This window comes from Streptomyces sp. NPDC031132 (genome assembly GCF_055570595.1).
The window spans coordinates 93,693-118,357 of the sequence record NZ_JBVIGX010000014.1 but is presented as its reverse complement, the minus strand read 5'-3'; the positions used below and the strand labels follow the sequence as shown (position 1 = coordinate 118,357).

At 71.5% G+C, this 24,665-nt stretch carries 25 protein-coding genes; 14 read left to right on the top strand and 11 right to left on the bottom strand.

Going from position 1 to position 24,665, the window contains the following annotated elements:
- The first annotated feature begins 16 nt into the window (after positions 1-16).
- From ACZ49B_RS22150 to ACZ49B_RS22135, 4 genes are all read left to right on the top strand, one after another.
- The gene (locus ACZ49B_RS22150) at positions 17-397 is read left to right on the top strand and encodes a hypothetical protein (RefSeq protein ID WP_468308473.1); all 381 of its coding nucleotides are present in this window, start codon (positions 17-19) and stop codon (positions 395-397) included.
- 155 nt (positions 398-552) lie between these two features.
- Positions 553-891, top strand: coding sequence for a hypothetical protein (locus tag ACZ49B_RS22145; protein ID WP_468308470.1), 339 nt, complete (start codon positions 553-555; stop codon positions 889-891).
- Between the two features lie 97 nt (positions 892-988).
- Positions 989-1,792, top strand: coding sequence for a M4 family metallopeptidase (locus tag ACZ49B_RS22140; RefSeq protein WP_468308467.1), 804 nt, complete (start codon positions 989-991; stop codon positions 1,790-1,792).
- 219 nt (positions 1,793-2,011) lie between these two features.
- Positions 2,012-3,478: a multicopper oxidase family protein gene (locus tag ACZ49B_RS22135; protein ID WP_468308464.1), complete on the top strand. Its 1,467-nt coding sequence runs from the start codon at positions 2,012-2,014 to the stop codon at positions 3,476-3,478.
- A 113-nt stretch (positions 3,479-3,591) separates the two neighbouring features.
- On the opposite strand, the gene ACZ49B_RS22130 is transcribed toward ACZ49B_RS22135, so the two are convergent.
- The 3 genes from ACZ49B_RS22130 to ACZ49B_RS22120 all read right to left on the bottom strand — a co-directional run bounded on the left by ACZ49B_RS22130 (position 3,592) and on the right by ACZ49B_RS22120 (position 5,786).
- Positions 3,592-4,284: a hypothetical protein gene (locus ACZ49B_RS22130; RefSeq protein WP_468308462.1), complete on the bottom strand. Its 693-nt coding sequence runs from the start codon at positions 4,282-4,284 to the stop codon at positions 3,592-3,594.
- Between the two features lie 19 nt (positions 4,285-4,303).
- A complete protein-coding gene (locus ACZ49B_RS22125) occupies positions 4,304-5,107 on the bottom strand; it encodes a hypothetical protein (protein ID WP_468308461.1) in 804 nt (267 codons plus the stop codon).
- A 130-nt stretch (positions 5,108-5,237) separates the two neighbouring features.
- Positions 5,238-5,786, bottom strand: a complete 549-nt coding sequence (locus tag ACZ49B_RS22120) for an EF-hand domain-containing protein (RefSeq protein ID WP_468308459.1) — start codon at positions 5,784-5,786, stop codon at positions 5,238-5,240.
- A gap of 282 nt (positions 5,787-6,068) precedes the next feature.
- Here ACZ49B_RS22120 and ACZ49B_RS22115 point away from each other — a divergent pair, with 282 nt between their 5' ends.
- A complete protein-coding gene (locus ACZ49B_RS22115; protein ID WP_468308456.1) occupies positions 6,069-7,955 on the top strand; it encodes a glycoside hydrolase family 15 protein in 1,887 nt (628 codons plus the stop codon).
- A gap of 72 nt (positions 7,956-8,027) precedes the next feature.
- On the opposite strand, the gene ACZ49B_RS22110 is transcribed toward ACZ49B_RS22115, so the two are convergent.
- Positions 8,028-9,266 carry a chymotrypsin family serine protease gene (locus tag ACZ49B_RS22110; protein ID WP_468308454.1) on the bottom strand — a complete coding sequence of 413 codons (1,239 nt, stop codon included), beginning with the start codon at positions 9,264-9,266 and terminating at the stop codon, positions 8,028-8,030.
- Positions 9,267-9,508: 242 nt separating this feature from the next.
- On the opposite strand from ACZ49B_RS22110, the gene ACZ49B_RS22105 reads away from it, so the two are divergent.
- Complete coding sequence (locus ACZ49B_RS22105; RefSeq protein ID WP_468308452.1) at positions 9,509-10,309, top strand: hypothetical protein; 801 nt, start codon at positions 9,509-9,511, stop codon at positions 10,307-10,309.
- Positions 10,310-10,430: 121 nt separating this feature from the next.
- The gene (locus tag ACZ49B_RS22100; protein ID WP_468308450.1) at positions 10,431-10,790 is read left to right on the top strand and encodes a VOC family protein; all 360 of its coding nucleotides are present in this window, start codon (positions 10,431-10,433) and stop codon (positions 10,788-10,790) included.
- Between the two features lie 118 nt (positions 10,791-10,908).
- On the opposite strand, the gene ACZ49B_RS22095 is transcribed toward ACZ49B_RS22100, so the two are convergent.
- Positions 10,909-11,508, bottom strand: a complete 600-nt coding sequence (locus ACZ49B_RS22095) for a GNAT family N-acetyltransferase (RefSeq protein ID WP_468308447.1) — start codon at positions 11,506-11,508, stop codon at positions 10,909-10,911.
- Complete coding sequence (locus ACZ49B_RS22090; RefSeq protein ID WP_468308446.1) at positions 11,505-12,068, bottom strand: peptidoglycan-binding domain-containing protein; 564 nt, start codon at positions 12,066-12,068, stop codon at positions 11,505-11,507. Before ACZ49B_RS22090 ends, ACZ49B_RS22095 begins: the two co-directional genes overlap by 4 nt.
- 258 nt (positions 12,069-12,326) lie before the next feature.
- On the opposite strand from ACZ49B_RS22090, the gene ACZ49B_RS22085 reads away from it, so the two are divergent.
- The 7 genes from ACZ49B_RS22085 to ACZ49B_RS22055 all read left to right on the top strand — a co-directional run bounded on the left by ACZ49B_RS22085 (position 12,327) and on the right by ACZ49B_RS22055 (position 20,003).
- Positions 12,327-13,526: a sensor histidine kinase gene (locus ACZ49B_RS22085; RefSeq protein WP_468308444.1), complete on the top strand. Its 1,200-nt coding sequence runs from the start codon at positions 12,327-12,329 to the stop codon at positions 13,524-13,526.
- Positions 13,523-14,224: a response regulator transcription factor gene (locus ACZ49B_RS22080; protein ID WP_468308441.1), complete on the top strand. Its 702-nt coding sequence runs from the start codon at positions 13,523-13,525 to the stop codon at positions 14,222-14,224. Before ACZ49B_RS22085 ends, ACZ49B_RS22080 begins: the two co-directional genes overlap by 4 nt.
- Positions 14,225-14,656: 432 nt before the next feature.
- A complete protein-coding gene (locus ACZ49B_RS22075) occupies positions 14,657-16,003 on the top strand; it encodes a discoidin domain-containing protein (RefSeq protein WP_468308439.1) in 1,347 nt (448 codons plus the stop codon).
- Positions 16,003-17,271, top strand: a complete 1,269-nt coding sequence (locus ACZ49B_RS22070; RefSeq protein WP_468308437.1) for an MFS transporter — start codon at positions 16,003-16,005, stop codon at positions 17,269-17,271. Before ACZ49B_RS22075 ends, ACZ49B_RS22070 begins: the two co-directional genes overlap by 1 nt.
- Complete coding sequence (locus ACZ49B_RS22065; RefSeq protein WP_468308435.1) at positions 17,268-18,254, top strand: hypothetical protein; 987 nt, start codon at positions 17,268-17,270, stop codon at positions 18,252-18,254. Before ACZ49B_RS22070 ends, ACZ49B_RS22065 begins: the two co-directional genes overlap by 4 nt.
- Before the next feature lie 153 nt (positions 18,255-18,407).
- A complete protein-coding gene (locus ACZ49B_RS22060) occupies positions 18,408-19,067 on the top strand; it encodes an MSCRAMM family protein (RefSeq protein WP_468308433.1) in 660 nt (219 codons plus the stop codon).
- Positions 19,068-19,391: 324 nt separating this feature from the next.
- Positions 19,392-20,003, top strand: coding sequence for an RICIN domain-containing protein (locus ACZ49B_RS22055; RefSeq protein ID WP_468308432.1), 612 nt, complete (start codon positions 19,392-19,394; stop codon positions 20,001-20,003).
- A gap of 72 nt (positions 20,004-20,075) precedes the next feature.
- Here ACZ49B_RS22055 and ACZ49B_RS22050 read toward each other — a convergent pair whose 3' ends face one another.
- The 5 genes from ACZ49B_RS22050 to ACZ49B_RS22030 form a co-directional block, all read right to left on the bottom strand.
- Positions 20,076-20,978: a hypothetical protein gene (locus ACZ49B_RS22050; protein ID WP_468308429.1), complete on the bottom strand. Its 903-nt coding sequence runs from the start codon at positions 20,976-20,978 to the stop codon at positions 20,076-20,078.
- 204 nt (positions 20,979-21,182) lie between these two features.
- Complete coding sequence (locus tag ACZ49B_RS22045; protein ID WP_468308427.1) at positions 21,183-22,046, bottom strand: alpha/beta fold hydrolase; 864 nt, start codon at positions 22,044-22,046, stop codon at positions 21,183-21,185.
- Between the two features lie 114 nt (positions 22,047-22,160).
- Positions 22,161-22,760 (bottom strand): HXXEE domain-containing protein, encoded by a 600-nt coding sequence (locus ACZ49B_RS22040; protein ID WP_468308426.1) that lies wholly within the window; start codon positions 22,758-22,760, stop codon positions 22,161-22,163.
- A 163-nt stretch (positions 22,761-22,923) separates the two neighbouring features.
- Positions 22,924-23,118: a hypothetical protein gene (locus tag ACZ49B_RS22035; RefSeq protein WP_468308423.1), complete on the bottom strand. Its 195-nt coding sequence runs from the start codon at positions 23,116-23,118 to the stop codon at positions 22,924-22,926.
- Positions 23,119-23,795: 677 nt separating this feature from the next.
- Positions 23,796-24,269, bottom strand: a complete 474-nt coding sequence (locus tag ACZ49B_RS22030) for a CAP domain-containing protein (RefSeq protein WP_468308421.1) — start codon at positions 24,267-24,269, stop codon at positions 23,796-23,798.
- Positions 24,270-24,665 lie beyond the last annotated feature (396 nt).

Here is a 24,665-nt window from a genome sequence, read left to right as displayed (position 1 = left end):
CGGCCAGACGCGGAACATGACTGCATCCGAGAAGTCCCCCAACTCCAAGGCCTCTTCCAGCAGTTCCCGCTCGAACGGGGCCACCACCAGGCAGCGCGCCACTCAGGCCGCACAGGCCGGAGCGAAGGCTGCCACCGACGCCAAGGACACGGCGGCGGGCACGCTGACGGTGCTGCCCGCTCCGCTCGCCGAGAAGACCCGTGTCGCGGCCCAGGCACTGCGGGGCACCGTCGACCGCGCCGGTCTGCTGTGGGGCCTCGTACGCGCCCGCAAGGCCGTCGTCGCCGGCGCGGCCACCGGGACGGCCACCCTCGTGGCCGCCTCGTACGCGGTGGGCCGGCGGGCCGGCCTGCGGCAGCGGGGCCCGCTCTCCCGGCTGACGGGCGGCCGTCTCTGACCCGGCCGGCGACACCGCACCGGGCCCGGAACACGGAGCGCGCGAACCGCTGAGCGCGCTCACCGTCCGGGCCCGGGCGGGCCGGGCGGGCACGGCCCGCCACCACTTCCCTGCACCCCTCGCCCGAGAGGGCCGTACCGGATCCTGGAGACGTGATGTCCGCTCGGGGCCGCCTGACCGCGCGCGAGACCGCCGCGTGGAACCAGCTGCAGTGGCAGCTCACCACGGAGGCGCCGGGCGCCCCTCGGCCCACGCCGGAAGTCCGGGCCAGGCCCGGGTACGACACGGCCCCGATGAAACGGGCCCTTGCCGCCCTGCTTCTGGGCGCATCCCTCGTGGCGCTCGTCACGAGCGCCGCCGGAGGTTCGACGGCCATGGCCGTGGCGGCGGTCATGGCGTGGATCGGTGCGGTGAGCACCGTGACGGCGGTGTTCGGCCACCCTTCCGGCGCCGCCCGCCGTCGGCGCTGCGACGTCCATCGCCCGACTCCGTGACGACTTCGCGCCGGACCTGATGAGTTGACGACGTCGACTTGACTGATCGCGTAGGCGATGGCGCCGCCGCGGCCGGGTCCCTGCCAGCATACCGATCATGACTGAGAGCGCATCTGTACGTCCGGTTCGCAGGATATTGGACGGCCGGAACGATCCCGACAGCCCGGTGCCGGCGCGCGAGGAGGGGGGAGCCCCGAGCGGCGACGCATGGGTGGACGGTGCCTATGACGCCCTCGGCGTCACCTGGGACTTCTTCCGCACGGTGTACGGCCGCAACTCGATCGACGGCAGGGGCGGTCCCGTGGAGGCGGTCGTCCGCGCCGGGGAGCCGGCCGTGGCCTGGCAGCGGTCGCGCATCCTCCTCGGTGACGCCGGGGTCCCGGCCGTGGAGGCGCTCGCCGAGCAGTTCACGGCCGGCATCATCCACCACACCGCCGAGCTGGAGTCGTACGGTGAGCCCGGCGCGCTCGCCGTCTCACTCGGGAACGTCTTCGGCGTCCTGGCCAAGCAGTACGGCCTGCAGCACACGGTGGAGGACGCGGACTGGCTGTTCGGCCAGGGCACCCCGTCCTCCGACGGGGCCGGCGGCTCCCTCAAGGATCCCGCCCGGTTCCACCAGGCGGCCCACATGGCCGAGTACGACGAGACCTCCGGCGACGACGGGGGCGTCCACGCCAACGCAGGGATCCCGAGCCACGCGTTCTACCTCGTCGCGACCGAGCTGGGCGGCCACGCCTGGGACCGGGCCGGGCGCATCTGGTACAAGGCGCTGATGGAGTACGCCGCCAGGACCACGAACTTCTCCGCATTCCGCTACGCGACCATTGGCGCCGCCCGGGACCTCGGCTGGTCGACGGACGTGGTGGCCAAGGCGTGGAGCGCGGTCGGCGTGGAGCGCTGACCGCACGCTCCACGGCTCGGGCCCCGGCAGCCGGATACGGCTGCCGGGGCCCGAGCCGTGTCGCCGTTCGCGCCGCTCGGCCGCCCGATCCGTGGCGTGATACCTGACATTTTCCCGCTTTGGGCAGAAGCCACCCCGCGTGCGATCAGGATCATGAGGGAGGGCGTTCGGCATGCGAACGCCAGTGCGCACTCCCATCGTTCGCAGGAGGACATTCACATGGTCACCAGACGTCGCGTGCTCGTCGGCACGCTGGCCACGACGGGCGCGGGCCTGATCACCGGTGCCGGCCTGCTGCCCGTACTGCGCACCACCACCGCGCAGGCCGCCGACGACGCGGGGCCGGCGGTCGCGCCGGCGCCGTTCACGGTGAAGTTGCCGCAGCTGCCCGTGCTCACCCCGTACTCCACCGAGGGCGGGCAGGACGCGTACCGCGTCACCGTCAAGGAAGTCTCGCGGGAGATCCTTCCCGGGGTGCAGACCAAAGTGCTGACCTACGACGGCCACTTCCCGGGGCCGGTGCTGCGGGCGCGCAGCGGCCGACCGGTGTCCATCCGGCACCGGAACACCCTGGAGATGCCGATCGCCGTGCACCTGCACGGCGCAAGCGTTTCCCCGGAGAACGACGGCGCCCCCATGGACACCGTCGCCCCGGGCGCGGCACGCACGTACACCTACCCGAACCACCAGCCCAACGCCACGCTGTGGTTCCACGACCACGCCCACCACATGGAGGCCGAGCACGTCTACCGCGGGCTGTCGGCGACGTACGTCCTCACCGACGACACGGAGCGGGCCCTGCCGCTGCCCTCCGGCAAGTACGAGATACCGATCGCGCTGCGCGACGCCCGTTTCGACGAGAACGGGCAACTGGTCTACGAGATGGACGACTTCCGGGGCCGCACCACGTTGCTCGCCAACGGCCGCCCGAGCCCGTACCTGGAGGTCGCGGCCCGCAAGTACCGCTTCCGCCTGCTCAACACCTCCAACCTGCGCTTCTTCAAGCTGCGTCTCGCCGATGGCGGGCAGCTCGTACAGATCGGCTCCGACGGTGGCCTCTTGGAGCGCCCGTTCACCACCGACACCGTCTCGCTGTCCCCGGCGGAACGGGCCGACGTGGTCATCGACTTCTCCCGCTACCCGGTCGGCACGAAGATCGTCCTGGAGACCACGACGGGCGGGGGAGCACCCGGTCAGGTCGGCAACGTGCTCCGGTTCGACGTGGTCCGCACCGCCCCCGACCCGAGCCGGGTCCCGGACGTGCTGCGCACCCTGCCGCCGGTGGAGACGCTGCCCAAGCCCGCCGTCGAGCGGAGCATCGTCTTCAGCATGGACGAGGACGGCCGCACCGAGCCGCGCGGGTTGATCGACGGGCTGCAGTGGGACCCGGACCGGATCGACCAGACGGTCACGTTCGGGACTTCGGAGATCTGGACGGTGACCAACGCCAACAAGCTCATCCCGCACAACTTCCACATGCACCTGGTCCAGTTCCGGGTCCTGGAGCGGGGCGGCGTCCCCGTCGGACCGGCCGAGGCGGGCCTGAAGGACACGGTCCAGCTCCTTCCCGGCGAGACGGTGAAGCTGCACGCCACCTTCGACGCGTTCCGGGGCACGTACGTCTACCACTGCCACCTGCTGGACCACTCGGCGATGGGCATGATGGCCAACTTCCGCGTGCGATAGCCGGCTCCGGGCCGGGCCGGGTTCGCCCGCTCCCGGCCCGGCAGACACCGCAGGCGCTGCAAGTCGTGTGCACTGCCCCGCGCCTGCCGCATGACTGCGCTTGCTCCGTCAGTTCATGCCGACTGGTGACCAGTGGTGAGCCACCGCAGGGACTCGACCACTTCCGTGCCGAAGTCCTCGCAGAGTGCGAGCGCGTCGCGGCCGTCGGATGTGGCGAGCAGATCTTCGGTGGACGGCAGGGCACGGAGGATGTCGTGGCACGTGGACTCGACGGCAAGGTTGCGCGAGCCGAGGTAGCCCAGGCCGTAGCAGCGGATGGAGCCGTCCAGGGTGGTGAGGTACTGGCGGTGGGTGTCCTGTGACGGGTGCGCGTAGAAGGAGGCCCCGACCAGCTGGTCCAGATGGTCGGCCAAGCCGCGCGGGCCGTCGATGATCTGCTCGGTCTCGTCCGCGCCCGGTCCGTTCAGCACCTCGCCGAAGGTCAGAAGGTGCGCGATGGTCTCCAGCTGGACGAGCTCGACCGTCTCCGGGTCGACCTCGGACGTGAAGAGCGGCGCGCCACACAACTCGGCGATCGCCTGCTGGTACGCGCGGTTCGACTGCTCACCGGGGGGCGACACCGCCGACCGGAACAGCGACTCCAGCACGGCGAGGTCGATGCCCCACTCCGGATCCAGCTCGAATGCGAAGAGCGGCGCACGCAACCGCCACAGGGCCAGGGCAGCGGCCTGGCGCCGTCGGAGGGGCGCCAGGGCAGCAGACCGTCCGGTCAGCGCCGCATCATTGCGCCAGTCCCCCCGCTCCATCGCTCCCCCCGCGCCGATCTCATCGCCTGACGGCAGGAAGGTAGTTCATGAACCAGTGCGTGTCGAAATAGCGGGCCATCGTGAACGGGTGGTGCGGGTCTGTGAGGACGCGGCAGACGAACTCCGCGACCTGGCAGTCGAAGGGGACGTCCTCGCCGTCGAAGGACCGCACCACGACCGGCCAACGGTCGGGGTCCTCGTCGTCGACCCTCCAGCAGTACAAGTTCTCGTGCTCCGTGCCCGCCCAGATCAGCAGTCCGTCCTCGCTGAGGCCCGTCCACGGCTCCTGGTTCAGGTCCAGGAATCCATCGAAGGCGCCCTCGCCGAACGTCTCGACCATGCGCTTGTAGTCGCTCGGCAGCGCGGTGCCCACGTGCGACTCCACCTCCGCCCAGTCCACGTCCGGCCGCTGGGCGGGCTCCGTCCAGCCGGTGATCCGTATGAGCCGCTGCAACCAGTCGACGTCCTCGTCCGGAGCGACCGGCAAAGGTTCGGGCACCTCCCTGTGAGCGACCACCAGCACCGGCCGCTCGGTCCCCTCCCTGCTCCGCGCCGTGCCCGTGCCGACCCACTGGTCCCCGTACGCCCACGCCCGTAGCGTCACGGCCCCGCGCTCGAAGGGGACGAGGAGAGCCGCGCCCCTGGACTCGTCGACGGTCGGATCGGTCACGCCGTCGAGGACGAGGATGCGCGGGGCGCCGTACCTGCCCTCGAGCAGGTCGGTCAGGTCCTGCGGGTCCAGGTCGCCGGGCAGGTACATGTAGCCGTCTCCGGGTCCGAGACGGGCCAGTAGATCGTTGACGGTCGTTTGTGTGAGCTCCATGGCGGACAGTGAAGCGCACCGCACCGACAACGGACCGAGGCGGCCCTGACGACTGGCCCCGGTTCTCGAACTTCCTTCCGCCGGAAGGCAGCTCACAGCGGCCGGCCGCCGACCGTGGGCCGCGTCACCACTATTGCGGTCCGGGTCCGGGCTCGTACAGCAGGGCGGCCAGCCCGTGCGCCCTGCCCGCGCCGGTGAAGTCCTCCCAGGTGATCGCACCGTCCCCGTCGGCGTCGATCAGGTCGAACGCCGCCGCAGCGCTCTGTGACGGTACGCCTTTGAGGGCCCGCCACACCGTGAACTCGTGGAGGTCCATCACCCCGTCACCGTCCCGGTCGGCCAGGTTGAACTGCGCGTGGAGCACCGCCATCACTTCCGGTGAACCCGACAGTGCGCCTGAGCCGGCTTCCGAGGCCGGCAGGGACGCGAACCACTCGCGGTACTCCTCCCGCCCGATCTTCCCGTCCCCGTCGCGGTCGACCAGCTCGGCCTGGCGCTCCCACAGGGACTGATTCGCCTCGATGAGGGCGCGTCCCTTCGGAGCGTTCGGCCCCGCGCCGTACGACTGGAGCAGCCGCTCCGCGCTGGCCCGGTAATCGTCCGCGGCCAGTACTCCGTCACCGTTCGTGTCCAGCCGATCGAAGATGTCGTCGGCCACTGCCACCTGCTCGGCCTCCATGCCGTGAGCGTACGCGGCTCTGCTGACGCCCCTGCCGATTGCAGCTCCCGGGGGCGTGTCCCGGGATTCGGCTTCCGCTCGACACGGGTTTCGGTCGCCCCCGGGACTGTCACTCCAGCCGGTTTCCGTCACACGATCGGACGTCGGAACGCCTCGATCCGGTGGGACACGTCCGGACCTCGCCTTCCCCCGGGACTGCGGCCTGCATGGTGGGTGCAGCATTCGGCGCCGTGGCACGCCCCGCCCCGCGCGCCTGCCAAGCAACGGGAGGGCCTGTACCCCATGGTATTCGCGAAGACTCTGCTGCCCGGTCTGCTCTCCTTGACGCTCACGGGCGCCCCCGCCGCGTTCCCGGACGCCACGACCGCCGTGTCCTACGAAGGGCAGGCCCGTCACGAGACGGCGCTGTTCAGCGTGAAGGCCGGCAACAACGCGGCGGCCCAGGCGTTCACCGTGAACGGCTCCCGGCTGACTCGACTCAGCGTCTACCTGAGCAGCGGGGCCGCCACCGGGACCGTAACGGCCCAGGTCCGCCGGGTTCGCGACGACGCGGGGTCGGTGGTCGCCTCGAAGACCCTGAACCTGGACGCACTGGGCGGGGCGGGGGCCGGCTGGGTCGAATTCCCCGTCAGCGCCGCCGTCACCGCGGGCGCCACCTACTACCTGTTCGTCCAGGCGACCACGGCGGAGAGCAAGCCGATCGCCTGGTACGGCACGCTCCGGTCCGTGCCCGGCTCGCTGACCAGCTGGAACTACGACCGGTCGTACTGGGGAGGCTGGCACGCGTACGCATCCCGGCTCGCCTTCCACGTCAATCCCACCGGCAGCGAGCGGTGTGGGGAGACGGAGCCCTGCTACGTGCCCGCCTCGGCGCTCGCCGCCCGCACGGCGGGGCTGCTGACGAACGGGGTGGACACCGAGGCCGTCCTGCCCTCCTTCGCCGTCGGCGCCTCCTACGTCGACGGGAGCAACGTACTGCGCCTGCCCTCCGGCCGGTGGCGGTACCTTCCCAACGGGAGCTCCTCATCCCGCGTGGTCGCGGCCGACGACCCGGGCGCCCTGGCGCAGATCGACGAGAACCGCGCCTGGCTGGCCGCGGGCCAGGTGCCGGGGACCACCGCCGTGCAGCGGGCCGGGGTGCAGCGCGCCCTGCTGTCCATGCGGGCACTGCTCAAGCCCAACGGCGCGTTCGCCGCGGGGTGGTCGCCGGCGTGGGAGTACTCCTGGCCCCGGGACGGCGCTTTCGCCGCGGCCGCGTTCGCCGCCACCGGGCACGACGAGGAGGCGTACCGGATCTTGGACTACGACGCGCGGACCCAGCGGACCGACGGTACCTGGGAAGCGCGTACGAAGCTGGACGGCAGTGGACGGCCGGACGCACGCAAGTGGCAGCTGGACGGCAACGGCTGGGTCCCCTGGGCCACCTGGCAGTGGTACGAGGCGGCGCCGGCCGGCGACCGGGACGAACGGCTGCGCACGCTCTACCCGATGGTGCGCAAGGCGGCCGACTACGCCGCGCGGTCCCTGGGACCGGACGGGCTCCCGCCGGCGTCCCCGGACTACTGGGAACTGGGCACGGCGACCACCAACATCGGTACGGCAGCTCCCCTCCTCGCCGGACTCAACGCTTCGGCCGACCTGGCCGCCCGGCTGGGCATGGGCGAAGACGCAGGGCGCTGGGGGGACGCGGCCCGGCGCCTCTCCGCCGGCATGGACGCCTTCGCCCGGCTGGGGTACCCGCGGACCGCTGACGGCAAGCACGGGCGGGACAGCGCGGTGGCGTTCATGGCGCCCTCGTTCAACACTGCCCCGCCCGGACTGAGCGCCGCGCTGGACTCCACCTACCGGGCGCTGCTGCTGCCCAACGGTGGCGTCTCGCCCGGCAACGACCCCGACTTCAGCTGGGGATCGTACGCCTGGACGGCCAGCACCTCCTTCTTCGCCCTCGCCTGGTCGGGAACCGGCGAGCAGACGAGGGCGAGGAAGACGCTGGACTGGGTGCTGTCCAAGAGGAACGGGCTGGGGGAGCTGCCCGAAACGGTGAACGCGGCCGGGCTGCCGTCCTCGGTCGCGCCCCTGGGCTGGACGGACTCGCTCGTCGTCCTCACCGCGCTGGCCCTGCAGGGCTCCCCCCAGCCCACCCCGCCGTCGCAGCCGAACGTGACCTGAGTGGGCGGCGAACCCCGCCTGCACGGAGGCGACCTAGCGAACGGTGAACACAGGGCGTGCGGGTCGGGTGTGTCAGGCGGGGTTGAGGGTGATGGCGAACTTCTCGAAGATGTCCTCCACTTCGATCCAGCCCACCTCGTAACGGCAGACCCGGCCGGTGCCGGTGCCCTCACAGCCCCATGCGTTGACGACCATGCCGTTCAGCTGCCGGGAATCCTGGTTGTTGATGGTGATCACGGGGCCGCCGCTGTCGCCGGGCCGGGCGACGATGCCTCCGTTGTGCGGGACGCCGGCGCTTCCCCAGACGTAGGCGCCGTCGGTCACCCAGGTGGCGCTGCCCGCGTACGTGGTGCGGATGTTGCAGACGACCTTGGAGTCGTAGCCGAGCTGGCAGGTGAAGTCGCCCACCGCCACGTTGCGCACCCCGTTGAGGTAACGGGAGTACCCGTTCTCGTCGAGGCCGTCCCATGTGCGGCGATCCGTTTGCGTCTCGATGAACGCGGAGTCGAGGTCGGCCAACTTGGCCCCGACCCGGCCGATCTGGCTGCCGCCGGCCGTGTAGACGGTCTCGCCGAGGCCGTAGCAGTGGCCCGCCGTGACGAGCCACTGACGGCGGTCCACGGTGCTGATGGCCGGGATGCCGCTGGTGCAGTGGGCGAACGAGCCCGTCGCGGGGCCGAGTGCGGCCCCCGCGTAGAACGGAGCCGAGTCGTTCCACCGGTTGAGGGGCACCGAGGCGGACGACTGGCGGATGCGCAGGGGCGTGGCCCCGTCGTCCGTGAGCTGCTGCGCGACGGCGGGCCTGGCGAGGTACTGCCGTGCGGCCTGCTCGTCGTCCACGCCGAGCTCGATCGCACTGCCGTCGACGGTGCTGCCCGCCATTTCGAGCTTGAAGGGGAGGTCCTGGCGGCTGCGGAAGGCCGTGATCTCCTCCCTGAGCTGCTGCCGCGTCTTCGCGCTCTTGCGTACGTTGAGCAGTTTCGTGTCGGCCTTGGGGTCGGCCTTGTGCACCGCGTCGAGGAAGGCCGCGCCCCGGTTCGGATCGGTGAGGTAGACGTTGACGGAGCGGTAGTCGGCGGCCATCTCGACCTGTGTGTACACGTCCGCCTGAGGACCCCGGCCGGCCCGGGCCGCGGCGTCGGCCACGATCCTCAGGGGTTCGAGCACCTCGCCCTGCCGCTCCGGTGTCATCGCCGCCACGGCATCGGCGGACAGGGGCCCGGGCGGCTCCGCCTCGGCCGCCGTCACTCCGAGCGGTAGGACGGCCAGCACGGTCGCGAGCGCGATCGAACACCAAGCAGCCTTGTTCATACGTCCCCTTGGGGTGACTGTCTGTGCATGGTGCGTACGTTCCGTGACCGTAGTGATCGTCCGAAATGCCCGGCAAGGGCGCGCGTGGACCCTTGGAGGCGCGTTGGGGGCGTGCGTACATTCGCGCGCGCCCGGCTCCGGCTCAACGCGTGCCCGCTGGGCGTCGAGCAACGGCAATCAAACGATCAGATGATCCCAAGGGAACGGCCTAGTTCCACTGTCGGCGGGACATCCATGGGGTTATGACTGAACGCATCGGCGAAGAACGGCCGCCCACCTCTGAGGATGAAGGGTCGGCACCTGTCGAGCCGCCGACCGCCCACGCTCAGGCGAGTTCTCCCGACGGAGGCGGTGGCGGCCCGGGGGAGGCGAGTGCATCCGAGGAGGCGAGTAGCGCCGAGGAACTGAGCGCGACCGAGGAGGCGACGGCACCTGAGGACGGCACTGCACCGGAGCGTGAGCCGTACCGTGTCACGATGGTTGATCTCGGACGGTTCGCGGTCGCGGCCGTCACCGTGGTCGCGTCACTCATCGGCTTGGTGCTCGGAATTCGAGCCGAACTGTACGCCGGAAGAGAGGACCAGCGCGCCAAGAGAGCGGATCAGCGCGCCGAAAGGGAGGAGCAACGCGCCCAAGACGCGAGGGAGAAGGCCTACGCCGACCTCGTCGATTTCTACCGGATGGGGTCGGAGGTGATCGTAGTGAACGGTAGTTCAAGGGCCATGGCGATGCGACTCACGCTTCCGGCGAGCAAAGTGTGGTGGGATGTGGACCTGATGCAACCGTGCAAGCAGATCGACATCCCGAACCAGTCCTTGCTGCGGTCCATGGCCATGGAACAGCCGTCGTTGAGCCTGGCGGAAGGCGACCTCGCGCAACTTCGGCTGGAGTTCATGGACCCGAACGGAAAAGCCTGGGTTCGCAACAGCGGCGGGGCCGTAGCCCGCGTGGATGGTTGGACGCCGTCAGCACGGCCTCACCTTGTGAGCTCCGAAGAGTGGAACACGAGGGCCCAGGCTTCGCCCCAGTGCGACAAGACCTGATCAAGGTCGAGTGTGTCGCCAAGGGTCCGCGCGCCCCTCAGTCCGTCTCCACGGGCGGTGTGGACCGCGACGCGCGGCGCGTACTCAGCGGGGCAACTGGACGGGCTGCTAGCTTGGGCAGGTGATCACGGGTGCACACACGATCATTTACGCGACCGATGCCGAGGCGGCACGCGCTTTCTTCCGCGACGTCCTCGGGTTCCCGTACGTCGACGCCGGAGCCGGCTGGCTCATCTTCAAATCCCCGCCGGGCGAACTGGCCGTGCACCCCACCGACCCGCACTCCGCCGGTGGCACCGAACTGTTCCTGATGTGCGACGACCTCGCCGCCACGGTCACACAGCTGAAAGCCAAAGGCGTCGAGTTCACGACCGACATCACCGAACAGCGATGGGGCTCGGTCACCACTCTGGCCGTGCCTGGCGCGGGCACGGTCGGGCTGTATCAGCCGAACCACGACACCGCGTACGACCTGAACTGACCCGGATCTGCCCACACGGTTCAACGCAAACCGATGCGGAGGAGCATCAGTGCGTGGCCGGCTGCGGCGGAGTCCGGCCGCAGCTACGCCGCCAGGTTCCGGACCCGTACGGCCGTGCTCATGTCCCGGCCCGACCGGGACGATCACCGTGTCCGCCGACACGGGAGAGCTGCTCGGCCTGAGCCGCGGATGCCGGGACTTCGAAGACGATCACGATGCCGTCGCGCTCGTTGCCCTGCTCGCCTACGCGCGTGAAGCCGAAGCCCGCGATGGTGGCCAGGGAGGCGTCGTTGTCGGACCTGATACGGGCCCGCACGGTCCTGACACCGGGTTCGGCGGCGGCCCTGGCGAGCAGCGCCGTCAGCATGGCGCGGGCGTAGCCCTGGCGGCGGTGGGCGGGCACGACGGTGAAGCCGACCTCGACCATGCCGGCTTCGTCCGGAGGGCCGTGGAACCCGGCGTCGCCGACGACGGCCCCGTCCGGTTCGGACACCGCGGCCCGCGTGAGCCAGGGCGCGGCGGACGGGTCCCCGGCGAGTTGGTCAGCGCGGTAGCCGAAGATCCAGCGCGCTCGTTCGCCGACGAAGTGTTCGTCGAGGGCGACCCCGGCCTCAGCGCTGCCGCCTGCGAGGTCACCGTCGGCAAGCGCCCGCAGCGCCTTTGCGCTGAGCTCGACGAAGCGGACGCGTCTGGGCGTGGTGAGAGGTTCGTTGTTCATCGCGGAGATGCTCGCCCAGCACCAGAGGGCTGTCCACCGCATTTCGGCCTCGGCGGACAGCCGGGTGAAGGTCCGGCTGCTGCGGGCACAGGACGGCCGGGCCCCGGTCCGCGCGCGTCGGACGACGACCGCGCGGACCGGGGCCCGGTCCGTGTTCCCGGGGCCGGGCCGTGACCGGGATCCCCGCGTCGGCAGCGCGGGTTCTTCAGGGCGCTCCAGGTCTTGGGACCGACGATGCCGTCGACGGGCATGTGGCACATGTCCTTCACCCGGCGCTGGAACTCGCGCACGGCGTGGTCGGTGTCGGGACCGAAGTCGCCGTCGACGCCGGAGGAGCCGATGTTCACGTTCCAGGTCTTGAGCAGACACTGGGCCTGCTTGACCGCAGCGCCCTTGGAACCCCTGCTGATGGTGGGCTGGGAGTCGGTGTGGTTGCAGCCGCGCGAACCGGTCACCGACGTACCGGAGTTGGTGGCCGCCACGGCCGACGGGGCCAGGGTGACACCGGTGCACAAGGCAGTGGAGGCGACGAGGAGCGCGAGACGCTTGCTGACGAGCATGGCTGTTCCGTCCTTCGATCGGCGCGGGCCGTTCCTCCCGGGGTGTCCCCGAGTGACCCGCTGTCCTGGTGTGGGGGACCGGTGGTCGGCCGGTCCCGTGCTGCCGGGACATGAAGCTACGGGCCGCCGCCCGGGCCCGTCGTCCCGTGCCGGATGGATCTCCGAGTCAACCTCCGGCGCAGGGCCGCCCGTTCTCCCACTCAGGGTTGAGTACGGGAGTGGGAGGTCGGTCTGCGCCGTCCGGGCTAGGCTGCGGCGATGCGGATCCGCCCCTCCTCCATGGACGCGCTGACAGCCCTCGCGCAGACGGGTGTGGCCGTGCTGCTGGGCCGGGAGGCGGTCGCCCAGGGCTGGCCTCCCCTGGACCTCGCCGCTTACCTGCTCGTCGGGCTGGTGACGGTGCCGGTGGCCCTGCGGACCAAGGCACCGGTCGCGGTCTGCCTGTTCACCCAGCTGATGTGGTTCGTGTACATCACCGCCGGGTACTGGCCGGTGGTCACCTGCTTCGGTCCCATGCTCGCGGTGTACACGGTGGCCGCGCTCTGCCCGGTCCGCACCTCGTCGGCCTGCGCTGTCCTGATGGGGGCGGTCTGGGTCTACGCGGGACTGCTGGGCAACGGTCCCGGCGGATCCATGGCGACCGTGCTCGCGCAGGCCGTGGTCTTCCCGGCCGTGCTGTGGCGGTTCGGGCGGGTGGCCCGCCGATCGGCCGAACTGGCCCGCCAGCTACGGCGGGAGCGCGACGAACGGGCCCGCCGCGATGTCGCCGAGGAACGCGCGCGCATCGCACGGGAACTGCACGACATCGTGGCCCACCACATGTCCGTGATCTCGGTCCAGGCGGGCCTGGCCGGGTACGCGTTCGACTCGGCGCCCCGCAAGGCCCGGGCGGCGCTGTCCACCATCGAGGACACCAGCGCCGAGGCGCTGGACGAACTCCGCCGCATGCTCAGCCTGTTGCGGGACACCGATCAGGAGCAACCCGACGGCGGGGCCGGCTCGCAATCCCCGGGCCGGGACGCTCCGATGCCGGGCCTGTCACGGCTGGCGGAGATGGCCGAACGGATCCGGGCCGCCGGCGTTCCGGTGGACCTGCGGATCACGGGCGATGCGCGCGCCCTGGCCCCCGGGGTGGAGCTGTGTGCGTACCGGGTGACGCAGGAGGCGCTGACCAACGTCCTCAAGCACGCCCCGGGCGCCCGCGTGACCGTGGCCCTCGACTACCGGCCTACGCACCTCTCGGTCACCGTGACCGACGACGGCGCGGGCGGGGACGCCGTTCCGGCCAAGTTGGCACGAGGGAGCGGGAACGGGTTGATCGGCATGCGCGAGCGGGCCAAGCTCTACGGAGGAACGATCAGCACCGGGCCACGCAGCGAAGGGGGCTACGCCGTGTGCCTCACCCTGCCGACCTCCGCCCGGACCGTACCGCCGCCGGGGGACGGCCGCCCGGCATGACGGGAGCCGGACCCTTGCGGGTGCTCGTGGCCGACGACCAGTTCCTCATCCGGGCCGGGCTCGTGGGCCTGCTCGAGGTGGCGGAGGGCTTCGAGGTCGTCGGCGAGGCCACGGACGGCGCCGAGGCGGTCGAGCTCGCCGCCCGTACCCGCCCCGACGTGATCCTGATGGACATCCGGATGCCGCGCATGGACGGGATCGCCGCCACGGAGAAGATCCTCGCGCGGACCCCGCCCCCGGCGCCCCGCGTGCTGATCCTGACCACCTTCGACCTGGACGAGTACGTGTACGGGGCGCTCAAGGCCGGGGCCTCTGGCTTCCTGCTGAAGGACTCGGGCCCCCAGCGGCTGCTGGCCGCCGTCACCGCCGTGGGCAGCGGGGACGCCCTCTTCGCGCCGACGGTCACGCGGCGGCTCGTGGAGGCCTTCGCCACCCGTGCGGGCCGCGAAGGGGGCGGCGACGCCGCGAGGGCCGGGGCCGCCGGACTGGACGCGCTGACGGGCCGGGAGTTGGAGGTCCTGGAGCTGGTCGGGCAGGGCCTGGCCAACGCCGAGATCGCCTGGCGGCTGTTCATCACCGAGGCCACGGTCAAGAGCCACCTCAGCCGGACGATGACGAAGCTGGGCCTGGAGAGCCGGGCCCAGGCGGTGGTGACGGCGTACGAGAGCGGGCTGGTGGTCCCCGGCCGGAACCCCTGAGGAGGCGGCTCCGGGGCGAGCCGGCGCCCCAGAACCCCGCGGCCATGACCAGGCCGTCGAACGCGATGCCGTCGTCGTCCTCCGGCCGGACCCGGCCGAACTGTTACCGCCCGCAGGCGGCCGCGAGGAGCGACAGGCAGCCCGCGCTCGAACGGCCGACCTGACGCGGCGCGCATCGGACGCCCCGCCTGTGCCGTGGCCCCCATCTGCCCCTGCCGACAGTCGTGTTGAACCACTGGTAGGAAACTTTCCTATCCGCTACGCTCCCCGACGGCGGCTTGGCGCGGTGCCTGATGTCATGGGCATGACGCGCTCAGCGAGAGCTCTGACCCGGCCGCCGTGACGCTGCCCCTGCTCGCCTCCGTGGTCCGGGGGCGGCGTTCTCCGCACCGGTGTCCAGCTCTCGCCGTTCCCAGGCCAAGGAGTCCAGGCATGCACCTGTACGCCTCCACCCCACCACCCGCACCGGGCAGTCGGCTTCGGCCCGCCCTCCTCGTCGTGACCGCCGTGCTCGCGCTCGTCGCCGGGCTGCTCCTCGCCTGGCCCGGCCGGGCCGGGGCCGCCGCCGACCCGCTCATCTCGCGCGGCAAGCCCGCCACCGCCTCCTCCACGGAGAGCTCCTCCCTCGGTGCCGCCAACGCCTTCGACGGCGCCCCCTCGACCCGCTGGGCCAGCGCCGAGGGCAAGGACCCGCAATGGATCCGCGTCGACCTGGGCGCCGGCGCCACCGTGTCCCGCGTCAAGCTGACCTGGGAGTCCGCCTACGCCAAGGCCTACCGCGTCGAGGTCTCCGCCGACGGAGCGACCTGGACCAGGATCGCCGAGGAGAAGGCCGGCAACGGCGGCACCGACGACTTCGCCCGCCTCTCGGGCAAGGGCAGGTACCTGCGCGTGTACGGCACCGCGCGCGGCACGGCGTACGGCTACTCCCTCTTCGAGGCCGAGGTGTACGGCACCGTGGACGGCGGCCCGCCCCCCGGCGGCGCCTTCACGGTCGTTGCCGCCGGTGACATCGCCGCCCAGTGCACCGCGTCCGACAGCGGCTGTGCGCACCCGAAGACCGCCGCACTCGCCCGGCAGATCGACCCGAAGTTCTACCTGACGATGGGCGACAACCAGTACGACGACGCCCGGATCGCCGACTTCCGCGCCTACTACGACAAGAGCTGGGGCGCCTTCAAGGCCAAGACCCACCCCGTACCCGGCAACCACGAGACGTACGACCCGGCCGGCTCCCTCGCCGGATACAAGGCGTACTTCGGGAACATCGCCTACCCGCAGGGCAAGAGCTACTACAGCTTCGACGAGGGCAACTGGCACTTCATCGCCCTCGACTCCAACGCCTTCGACCAGGCCGCCCAGATCGACTGGCTCAAGGCCGACCTCGCCGCCAACGGCAAGCAGTGCATAGCCGCCTACTGGCACCACCCGCTGTACTCCTCGGGCGGACACGGCAACGACCCCGTCTCCAAGCCCGTCTGGAAGATCCTCTACGGCGCCAAGGCCGACCTGGTGCTCAACGGACACGACCACCACTACGAGCGGTTCGCCCCGCAGAACCCCGACGGCAAGGCGGCCGCCGACGGGATCGTGGAGATCGTCGGCGGCATGGGCGGCGCCGAGCCCTACCCGATCGAGCAGGTGCAGCCCAACAGCCAGAAGCGCATCAGCGGCCAGTACGGGGTACTGAAGCTCGACTTCACGGACTCGGGCTACAGCTGGACCTACGTCGCCGCCGACGGGGTCAAGGACACCAGCCCGAAGTACAGCTGCCACTGATGTACCTGGCCAACGCCGGCCGCCCGGACGCGCCGCCCCGCCCCTTCGGGGCCCGGCGGCGCGTCCCCGCCACCGTCATCGCGCTGGGCGCGGTCAGCCTCGTCACCGACGTCTCCGCCGAGATGGTCACGGCCGTGCTGCCGCTCTATCTCGTCCTGGGCCTCGGCCTCTCGCCGCTCCAATTCGGTTTCCTGGACGGCATGTTCAACGGAGCCACCGCCCTCGTGCGGCTCATCGGCGGCCGACTCGCCGACCGCGGAGGCCGCCACAAGAGGGTCGCCGGTGCGGGCTACCTGCTCTCCGCCCTCTCCCGGCTCGGGCTGCTCCTCGCCGACGGCGCCACCGCGGGGATCGCCTCCTCGCTCGCAGCCGACCGTCTCGGCAAGGGCGTGCGCACCGCCCCGCGCGACGCGCTGATCTCGCTCAGCAGCCCGCCGGAGACACTGGGCCGGGCGTTCGGCGTGCACCGCGCCATGGACACCACCGGCGCGCTTCTGGGCCCCCTCGCCGCGTTCGCCGTGCTGTGGGCGACCGCCGACGCCTACGACGCGGTGTTCGCCGTCAGCTTCTGCACGGGCCTGCTCGGCGTGCTCCTGCTCGTGCTCTACGTCCCTTCCGCCGCCCCCGCACCACCGATCCGGCCGACCCCCCTTCAGCCGCGCGCACTTCGCGACCCCGTCTACCGCCGGATCCTGTACGCCGCTTGCCTGCTCGGAGCCGCCACCATCGGCGACTCCTTCCTCTACCTGCTCCTGCAGCGCGGCCTCGACCTGCCGCCCGCCCTGTTCCCGCTGCTGCCGCTCGGCGCCGCCGCCGGATACCTGCTGCTCGCCGTCCCGGCCGGCCGGATCGCCGATCGCGTCGGGCGCCGACTGCCGTTCCTGGCCGGACACGCCGCGCTGCTCGGCGCGTACGCCGTCCTGCTGCTCCCCGTGGCCTGGCCGGCCGTGGCCGCGGTGCCGGCACTCCTCGCCGTCTTCTACGCCTCGACCGACGGGGTCCTGATGGCGCTGGCCGGCCCCGTACTGCCTGCGCACCGCCGCGCCGGCGGGCTCGCGGTGCTCCAGACCGGCCAGGCACTGGCCCGGCTGCTGGGCGCCGCGGGTTTCGGGGCCGCCTGGACGTTCTGGGGACAGGGACCCGCCCTGTGGGCGGCGGCGCTCACCCTGGCGGGGGCGCTCGCTGCCGCCTGGCGCATTCTGCCCGCCCCCGCACCCGCCCTCGCCCCTGTACCCGCTCCCGCCCTCGACACCCCGGAGGCACCGTGAACCACCGCCCCTCACAGCTCCGCCGGCTCGCCCTCGTCGTGCTCGCCGTCCTGCTGCTCGGGGGCGGCTCCCTGGGCTACGTACTGCACGCAAGGCACCGCGATCTGCCGACTGCCACCGCGGACGCATCGTTCAGCCTGGCCGAACCAGGGCTCTACTACCGGGACTCGGCCACCGGACAGGTGGCCCGCCGGAGCGGCACCGGCGCGCCGCCCGCCACGGGAGGCCCCGCCTGCGAGCGCTTCTACGCCGCGGGGGAGCGCGCCCTGTGCCTGCGCAAGCTGCCCGGCATCCCGGCCCGCACCCTGGCCCTCGTACTGGACCGGCAGCTGCGCGAGGTCAAGCGCGTGACGGTACCCGGCATCCCCAACCGGGCCCGCGTCTCGGCCTCGGGCAACGTGCTGTCCTGGACGGCCTTCGCGATCGGCGACTCGTACGCCACGACCGGCTTCTCCACCCGGACCTCCATCCTCGACCTGCGCACCGGCTACCTGATCAAATCGATGGAGGAGATTCCGCTCACCATCGACGGGACCCGTTACCACGCGCCCGACGTCAACTACTGGGGAGTGACCTTCGCCCGGGACGACAACCGCTTCTACGCCACGGTGTCGACCAAGGGCCGCACCCACCTCGTCGAAGGGGACCTACACGCCTGGTCGGCGAAGGCCCTGCGCGAGAACGTCGAATGCCCGTCCCTGTCACCGGACAACACCCGCATCGCCTTCAAGAAGAAGGTCTCCGACGATCCCGCCGCACCCTGGCGACTGTACGTGTTGGACCTGGCGGACCTGCGCGAGCACCCGCTCGCGGAGACGCGCGGCGTCGACGACCAGGCGGCCTGGCTGGACGACAGGACCGTCGGCTACGCCCTCCCGGGAGGCGAAGGACGCGCCGGTGACATCTGGTCGGTCCCGGCGGACGGCACGGGCGAACCCCGCCTCCTGGTCCCCGGCGGCACCTCCCCGGCCGCCGTGAGCTGAAAGGAGCAGGCCGGCCCCGATTGCTGCCGGCACTCGCCTTCGAGGGCACCCGCAATCCGTTCCGACGCCGTTCGAGTGGGCATACGGACGGAACGCCGGAGTACAGGTGTGTCGGGGTCCCTCCCCGACGGCGCGGCCCGATCATGTCGTGCCATGACCTCTCGTGAACTCCGCTCGACATGGCTTTCGTGGCGTCCCTGGGTCTTCGGGATGGCGGCAGCCGCTCTGCTGGCCGCGGCCCCCTCGTACGCCGCGGCGGCAGAGCCGATCCCCGGCCGGGCTCAGGTCGGCGGCGAGGGCGCGGCCGCCGTGTGCCCACCGGGTCACGGCGACTGGTTCGCACCCCACAGCCATGCAGCCCTCCCCAGCGGCCCCTGCCGCCCCCCGCGGCACTGCGGCCCTTGCCGCCCGCCGCGCCACTGCCCCGACGGCTCGCCGGACTGCGACGGACCGGGCTCGCCCGACACCGGTGCGATCACAGTGATCAAGGAGGACTCCTTCACGGGGGACCCCCTGAGCGGCGCGGTCTTCCAGCTGTGGGAGGAGACCAACGGCATCCCGGGCCTCCAGCCCACCGGCTCCCAACCGGACAGCGTCATCGAGGGTCCCTGCACCACCGGGGCCAACGGTGAGTGCTCCCGTACCGTGCCGTTCGGCGTCTACTACTGGGAGGAGACACAGGCGCCGCCCGGGTACGACCTGCCGCTGAACCCGGTGTCCGTTCCGCTGCGGCTGGATGAGGAGAACGCCGATGCCGGCGTGCGCTTCGCCATCTCCAACACAAGGGAATCCGGGGCGCTCACGAGCGAGTGACCCGGCCCGTCGAGGCACGGTCCGGCCGACAGTCGCGTCCACGCCGTCCAGCAAGTCCTGATCGCTTCCACCTCATCGCCGCGGCGGCGAAATCCCGCCGGAGCGAGTCCCCGCAGGCGGAGGAGCGGCCGGTGACCTTCCGAGCCGATCAGGTCGAGGCGGGCGGTGCGCATGCCCGCTGGCCGGATCGGCACTCTGACGCCACCGCGCCGGGCTGTGTTCAGCTACGTCCCGGCACGGCCACGCACCGGCATGCACTGCACCGGTGCGTCATCAGTGTGCCGCCGCACGGCCCTTGCACGCCCCGATGAGGTAGGAGAGGTCATGCCCCGCATCACACGATGGACCGCGGTCACCGCCGCCGCCTTCGCCACCGTACTGGCCGCAACGCCCGGTGCCGGCGCGGCCGAAGGATCTGCCGCTGGGGCCAAGGCGGCGCCCCGCCCCGTGTACTGGACCGCACAGCCGCAGGGTGGGACGGCCGCGGCGCCGCAGCGATTGCTGAACCAGGCCGTTCGGATCACCAACGACTTCGCCAAACGTCCCACCACCCAGTGCCTGGACGTCGACGCCAACGGCGGCGGCAACGGAACCGTCGTCCAGCTCTGGCAGTGCAACGGCACCACCCAGCAGCGCTGGTACCTCTGGAACAACGGCGCGCTCGAGAGCTATCGCTTCCCCGGCAAGTGCCTGGACGCGGACCTCAACGGGGGTGGCAACAACGGCACCAGGGTGCAGGTCTGGGACTGCAACAACACACCGCAGCAGAGCTGGTCCCACCCCGCCGGCGACCGCGCCATCTACAACGCCCGCTTCTACGGCGGCGGCAACATCGTCATGGACCGCGACGCGAACGTCCTGGGTAACGGCGCCCGTGTCCAGTTGTGGCAGAAGAACTTCCAGTCACAGCAGTGGTGGGACATATGGACCGACTGACCCGGTAGTTGCGCAAAGCCCTGCATGGCGACCGGACGTACGGTGCAGCGGGTCGTCTCGGCCGGCCGGGGCTCATGGGCTCGGTGTGCCGTGCCGTCGGCGGTGGGGGAGCGTGCGGGTGTAGCGGCGGTGCAGTGCCTCGCGCGCGGCCTCGAAGGCGGTTTCGCCGCAGGAGGCCCGTCCCGCGTCGACGTCGGAGAGGGCGCGCCGGGTGCGCTCCTCGGCGGCCATGCTTTCGCAGGCCCGCAGTATGTCCAGGGTCGGGGCTCCCGCGTTGACCACGAGGACGGGCGCGTCCGGTGCGGCGGGCATCTTGAGGGGAAAGGTGACCAGCGACAGGACGGCGAGTCGGTCGCGGCTTTCGGCCCGGGCCCTGACCGTGCCCGTGGTGGCGGCCAGGTGCCCGCCGGCCGCCGTCACGTCATGGAGCAGCCGCAGTGGGCCGGTCTCGGCCGACCGGCGGGAGCGCCGGGGCGTCACGAGCGGGTCCCGGGTGGCGATTTCGTTGCAGGCGAGCTCCAGGCGGCGAGCCACGCGTGGGTCACGAACGCCGGAGGCGAGGGCGAGGGCGTAAGGGGCCAGGCGGCCGTCGATCAGGTCGTCGAGTGGCAGCAGCTTGAGGGTGCGGGCCCGCAGCAGCCAGGCCACCTCCACCCGGTAGCGGCCGTTGGGGTCGACGGCCTCCAGCTCGAGGCCGCTGTGCCAGCTGACGATGACCCGGTCATGGCGGTCACCCGTGGGGGCAACCTCGACGTGCACGTCCGCCACGGACCAGCGGCGGTTCCCGTACTCGACGAGCGGCAGGCACAACTCCCCACCGGGGGCCAGGGTGCCGGACCGTGCCAGGCCGCTCAGGGTGGTGGTACCGGAGGGACGTGAGTGCAGCACGGCGCCGTCGAGGCGCACCGGCAGGTGGCCGCCGGCGAATGTCAGGACCGCCGCCCCGGGGCAACCGAGATCCGCCTCGGCCGTCATCGGGCTTCCCGAGGCGTGGGGGTACCGGTACCGGCGCGGTGGATGGTCTCGGTGTCGGCCCGGGCCATCAGGTTCGTGAGATCCATGACGGACCGATACCAGGGCCGAGGTGCTCGCGCAGGACGCCGCGCCGGTGACCGGTCAGCCGGCGCCGGACGAGTGGGCTCGTGAGCCGGTGGCGTCGGGGCCGGCGGCCTCGCGAGGTCAGCTTCCCGGAGCGTGGACCTCGTTGTCGATGTCGCTGATCAGCCAGGCGAGCATCGCGGGGGTGGCGTCGAAGTGGCCGCCGTGCCCGGCATCGGCCTGTCTGATCAGCGTCGCCGTCGGCATGCGTGCGGCGAGCCATTCGCCGTGCGCAGGGGGCACCAGGGTGTCGAGACCCCCGTGCCAGATCCGCGTCGGGGCCGTGATGTCTGCCGGGTCGAACCCCCACTCCGTGCCGAAGAGGGCGGTGACGTCGTCCACCCAGCCGTCCAGGCCCGGTCGGACCGCTTCGGCGAATGCAGGGCCGATCATCGCGCTGATCTCCGGTCGCGAGAGGACCGTCTGTTCGATCTCGGGCAGCGGCGGGAAGTTGGCCGTTCCGAGATTCGCGAGGTGTTCCGTGACGGCGTGCCTCCCGGTCACCGCCATGGCGGCGCTGTGGCGGTTTCCCTCGTTCATGCCGGCGGTCCAGTCCAGCCCGACCGCGTCACGCGGTGCCAGGCTCGCCAGCGCACCCAGCCGTGTCACCCGTTCGGGATACCGGGCGGCGAAAGCCATGGCGTGCGGGCCGCCCCCGGACACTCCGAACACCGCGAAACGGTCCAGGCCGAGTGCGGTGGTGATGGTGGCCACGTCAGCGGCGGCGTCGACGACCCGACGCCCCGGCTTCGGTGTGGAGCCTCCGAACCCGGGCCGGTCATAGGTGATCAGCCGGACGCCGAGCTCGTGGAACAGGGAATCGTCCGGGTATCGGGCCAGTCGGCTCATCGGGCTGCCATGCAGGTAGACGACCGGTATCCCGGTGGGGTCGCCCCATTGCTCCACTGCCAACGTCCGACGGTCGTCGGTGATCAACTCGCGCATGGCGCCAAAGCTAGTCCCGGTACGGATCGACGGCCAAGGCCTTTCATTCACAGCGGAAGATCGCCGTACTGCTTTCGGCGGGCGGCTCGGCCGGGTTCAGCGCGGACGAGGCGTTCATGTCGCGCTTGCGCCCCGGCCGTCGCCGCCGCCTGGGGCGCTGGGTTGGCCGGGCCGGGCCGTCGCCCAGCCGCCAACCCGTCGCGCCATCAGATGTGACCCGACCGTGGCCACCGCGGCCAATGCGAGGCCCTGCACGGCATCGTGGGGGCGTGCAGGGCGCAGTACCCCGGCCCGGCGCATTCGGCCACGGGCCCAGAGGGTGAAGGGAATGACCACCAAGGGCGAGGTCACCGAGCCCGGTGTGTACCCACGGACCGCAGCGGCCTGGGCGAGATGCACAAGGCCGTGCAGCCCGAATCCGTTGAGGGCCCCCTGGTAGAAGGCCGAACGTCCGCCCGTGCGGTACCCGTCGGCAGCCGCTGCGGCAACCACCACGGCCATCCCGGCGACGGCGGTCGCGAACTCACGTTGGTCAATGGACTGCAGACGCCGCCACACCCGATCCGGTACCTGCGGAAATCTCCCCCGTAGTTCCGGCACCCGGTCATGCGCCCAGCGCGGCACCATGATGACTTCCTCCGCGTCATGCAGTGCCCACGCCGCCAGCAATCCTAAGGTCACGCCGCCGCTGATCCCGATCTCATGTCCGCTCATAACCAGGCAGTCTGTCAGCACAGTTGGTGCGCTCCGGCAGCGGATCCCGCCTCACCGACGATCACCCATTCGCTGCCTGGGCGTGCGTCGGGGGCGGCGACGTACGGTTCGGAGCGGACGGAGGGGAGGAGCTGGAAGCGGGCGCACTGCCGACAGGGACCACCTACGAAACGCCCCGTCCCATGACGGGACCGTTGGAGGACTGCTCGGGCAGCCAGTCGCGGGTCGGGTCGTACTCCAGCCACCGGCTTCGCCCTGCCTCCACGGCGCAGGCGGCGGCGAGGCCGCTGAGGCCGGGGTGGGTGTTTCCGGTGCGCCACAGCAGTGACCAGGCATACAGCGGTGTGGGATCGATCAACGGAACGGTGCACAGCCCGGGGACCTGCGGCAGGCGCACATCGGCGGGCAGCAGCGAGAAGCGCGCGGGTGTTCCGCCACCTCGGCAAGGAAGTGGCCCAGCCCGAGGCTGACGCTGCCGGTCCGTTCCCGGACGTCGAAATGGTCGGCGAACTGGCGGAGGAAATCGAGCCGGTCGCGCGCACCGGGTGCCCACAGCGCGCTTCGTGCAGCTGCCCGGGTCGGAGCGCCGGCTCGGCTGCGAGCGGATGGTCCGCACTCAGGACGGCGTCAACCGGCTCGAGGCGGACAAGACGGTGCGTCAGGCCGCCGGGCAACGGTGGTGGACGCGGCCGAAGGCCGCGTCGATGTCGCCGTGCAGCAGTGCCGTCGTCACCGCCGGCAGATCCCGCCCGTGGTGGAGGGCGGCCGGGACGTCATCCCCGGCGTGACGAACGGGAATCGCTGGCCCGCCTCGCACCGCGCGGCACCTACCTGTCCGTCCCGCACGGCGACCACCTCCTGGGCAACGCCCGGTCCGACTGGATGCCTCTGCTTGCGGACTGGATGGCACGAGCACGGACAGGAGCGCGGGCATGAACCGCTTCACCGTGCGGTTCGCGTTCACGCCCCGGACGGCGCCGACGGCCCGCAGGAGGGCCCGCGGCCGACGGTGGCCGCGAGGCCGTGCGGGTCCGGTCACGCGTAGCGGCAGACCGTTACGCCGGCTGCAGCGCCGCACCCCATCTTCGTGTAATTCTTCTGGACCATGTTCCAGTAGTGGCCCCAGTACTTGTAGCTGGGGTCATCCGTGTTCCAGTTCGGTCCGGCCGCGTCGTAGGCGGCCTTCTCTCCGGCCCACTGCGACACGGCCTGGGACGGCCCTCCACCCGACATGTTCTCGGCGCCGGTGGTGAAGCTCTTGTCGTGCGCGAGCCCACTGGCGTGGGAAGCGGGGTTGTCGGCCCATGCCTGGGAGCCTGAGGCGAGCGCTGCGTCCCAGGCGATGGGCGGCGCGCCTTCCGTCTGACGTATCGCATTGGTGTCGTTCAGGATGGCCGCCTGGTCGGCGGGGCTGACCTCGGCGGGAAGGCCGGCCGAGACGGCGGCGGACGCCGTTGTGCCTACCCCCAAGACCATGCCTCCGGCCATCAGCGTTGCCGCAATGGCCATGGCCTGACGTCGTGCACGAGAAAGTCTTGTCATTGCGACTCCCTGGTCGCGCGGAAACAGCGGAGAGTGCCGGCGCGGTTCGCGACCGTCAGCCGTCACGGGAGGGGCAACGAAGCCGGCAAGCACGATGGAGACTGAGCCATCGGCGACGCGGTGTCCGTGTAAGGGCGGCCCATTGGCCGCCTCCCCTACGGCCAGCGTATGTCCACGTGACGGGGGTGGCGACCGGGACTGCGACCATCACCGCCCACCCCGGAGCGCGGCCCTGGTGCATGCCGTCGTGCAGAACCGGGCGAGGGCGTCGAGCGCCAAGAAGAACCGGTCCCGTGCCCACTCGAGGTATCCGCGCCGAGTGGACGCGCCGCCGGGTGGGGATTGCCAGTCGCAGCACTGGAT

What these genes read in the sequence shown, in the direction of transcription:
- ACZ49B_RS22150 (WP_468308473.1), top strand. Translation starts at nt 17, where the DNA reads ATGACTGCATCCGAGAAGTCCCCCAACTCCAAGGCCTCTTCCAGCAGT.
- ACZ49B_RS22145 (WP_468308470.1), top strand. Translation starts at nt 553, where the DNA reads ATGTCCGCTCGGGGCCGCCTGACCGCGCGCGAGACCGCCGCGTGGAAC.
- ACZ49B_RS22140 (WP_468308467.1), top strand. Translation starts at nt 989, where the DNA reads ATGACTGAGAGCGCATCTGTACGTCCGGTTCGCAGGATATTGGACGGC.
- ACZ49B_RS22135 (WP_468308464.1), top strand. Translation starts at nt 2,012, where the DNA reads ATGGTCACCAGACGTCGCGTGCTCGTCGGCACGCTGGCCACGACGGGC.
- ACZ49B_RS22130 (WP_468308462.1), bottom strand. Translation starts at nt 4,284, where the DNA reads ATGGAGCGGGGGGACTGGCGCAATGATGCGGCGCTGACCGGACGGTCT.
- ACZ49B_RS22125 (WP_468308461.1), bottom strand. Translation starts at nt 5,107, where the DNA reads ATGGAGCTCACACAAACGACCGTCAACGATCTACTGGCCCGTCTCGGA.
- ACZ49B_RS22120 (WP_468308459.1), bottom strand. Translation starts at nt 5,786, where the DNA reads ATGGAGGCCGAGCAGGTGGCAGTGGCCGACGACATCTTCGATCGGCTG.
- ACZ49B_RS22115 (WP_468308456.1), top strand. Translation starts at nt 6,069, where the DNA reads ATGGTATTCGCGAAGACTCTGCTGCCCGGTCTGCTCTCCTTGACGCTC.
- ACZ49B_RS22110 (WP_468308454.1), bottom strand. Translation starts at nt 9,266, where the DNA reads ATGAACAAGGCTGCTTGGTGTTCGATCGCGCTCGCGACCGTGCTGGCC.
- ACZ49B_RS22105 (WP_468308452.1), top strand. Translation starts at nt 9,509, where the DNA reads ATGACTGAACGCATCGGCGAAGAACGGCCGCCCACCTCTGAGGATGAA.
- ACZ49B_RS22095 (WP_468308447.1), bottom strand. Translation starts at nt 11,508, where the DNA reads ATGAACAACGAACCTCTCACCACGCCCAGACGCGTCCGCTTCGTCGAG.
- ACZ49B_RS22090 (WP_468308446.1), bottom strand. Translation starts at nt 12,068, where the DNA reads ATGCTCGTCAGCAAGCGTCTCGCGCTCCTCGTCGCCTCCACTGCCTTG.
- ACZ49B_RS22085 (WP_468308444.1), top strand. Translation starts at nt 12,327, where the DNA reads ATGCGGATCCGCCCCTCCTCCATGGACGCGCTGACAGCCCTCGCGCAG.
- ACZ49B_RS22080 (WP_468308441.1), top strand. Translation starts at nt 13,523, where the DNA reads ATGACGGGAGCCGGACCCTTGCGGGTGCTCGTGGCCGACGACCAGTTC.
- ACZ49B_RS22075 (WP_468308439.1), top strand. Translation starts at nt 14,657, where the DNA reads ATGCACCTGTACGCCTCCACCCCACCACCCGCACCGGGCAGTCGGCTT.
- ACZ49B_RS22070 (WP_468308437.1), top strand. Translation starts at nt 16,003, where the DNA reads ATGTACCTGGCCAACGCCGGCCGCCCGGACGCGCCGCCCCGCCCCTTC.
- ACZ49B_RS22060 (WP_468308433.1), top strand. Translation starts at nt 18,408, where the DNA reads ATGACCTCTCGTGAACTCCGCTCGACATGGCTTTCGTGGCGTCCCTGG.
- ACZ49B_RS22055 (WP_468308432.1), top strand. Translation starts at nt 19,392, where the DNA reads ATGCCCCGCATCACACGATGGACCGCGGTCACCGCCGCCGCCTTCGCC.
- ACZ49B_RS22050 (WP_468308429.1), bottom strand. Translation starts at nt 20,978, where the DNA reads ATGACGGCCGAGGCGGATCTCGGTTGCCCCGGGGCGGCGGTCCTGACA.
- ACZ49B_RS22045 (WP_468308427.1), bottom strand. Translation starts at nt 22,046, where the DNA reads ATGCGCGAGTTGATCACCGACGACCGTCGGACGTTGGCAGTGGAGCAA.
- ACZ49B_RS22040 (WP_468308426.1), bottom strand. Translation starts at nt 22,760, where the DNA reads ATGAGCGGACATGAGATCGGGATCAGCGGCGGCGTGACCTTAGGATTG.
- ACZ49B_RS22030 (WP_468308421.1), bottom strand. Translation starts at nt 24,269, where the DNA reads ATGGCCATTGCGGCAACGCTGATGGCCGGAGGCATGGTCTTGGGGGTA.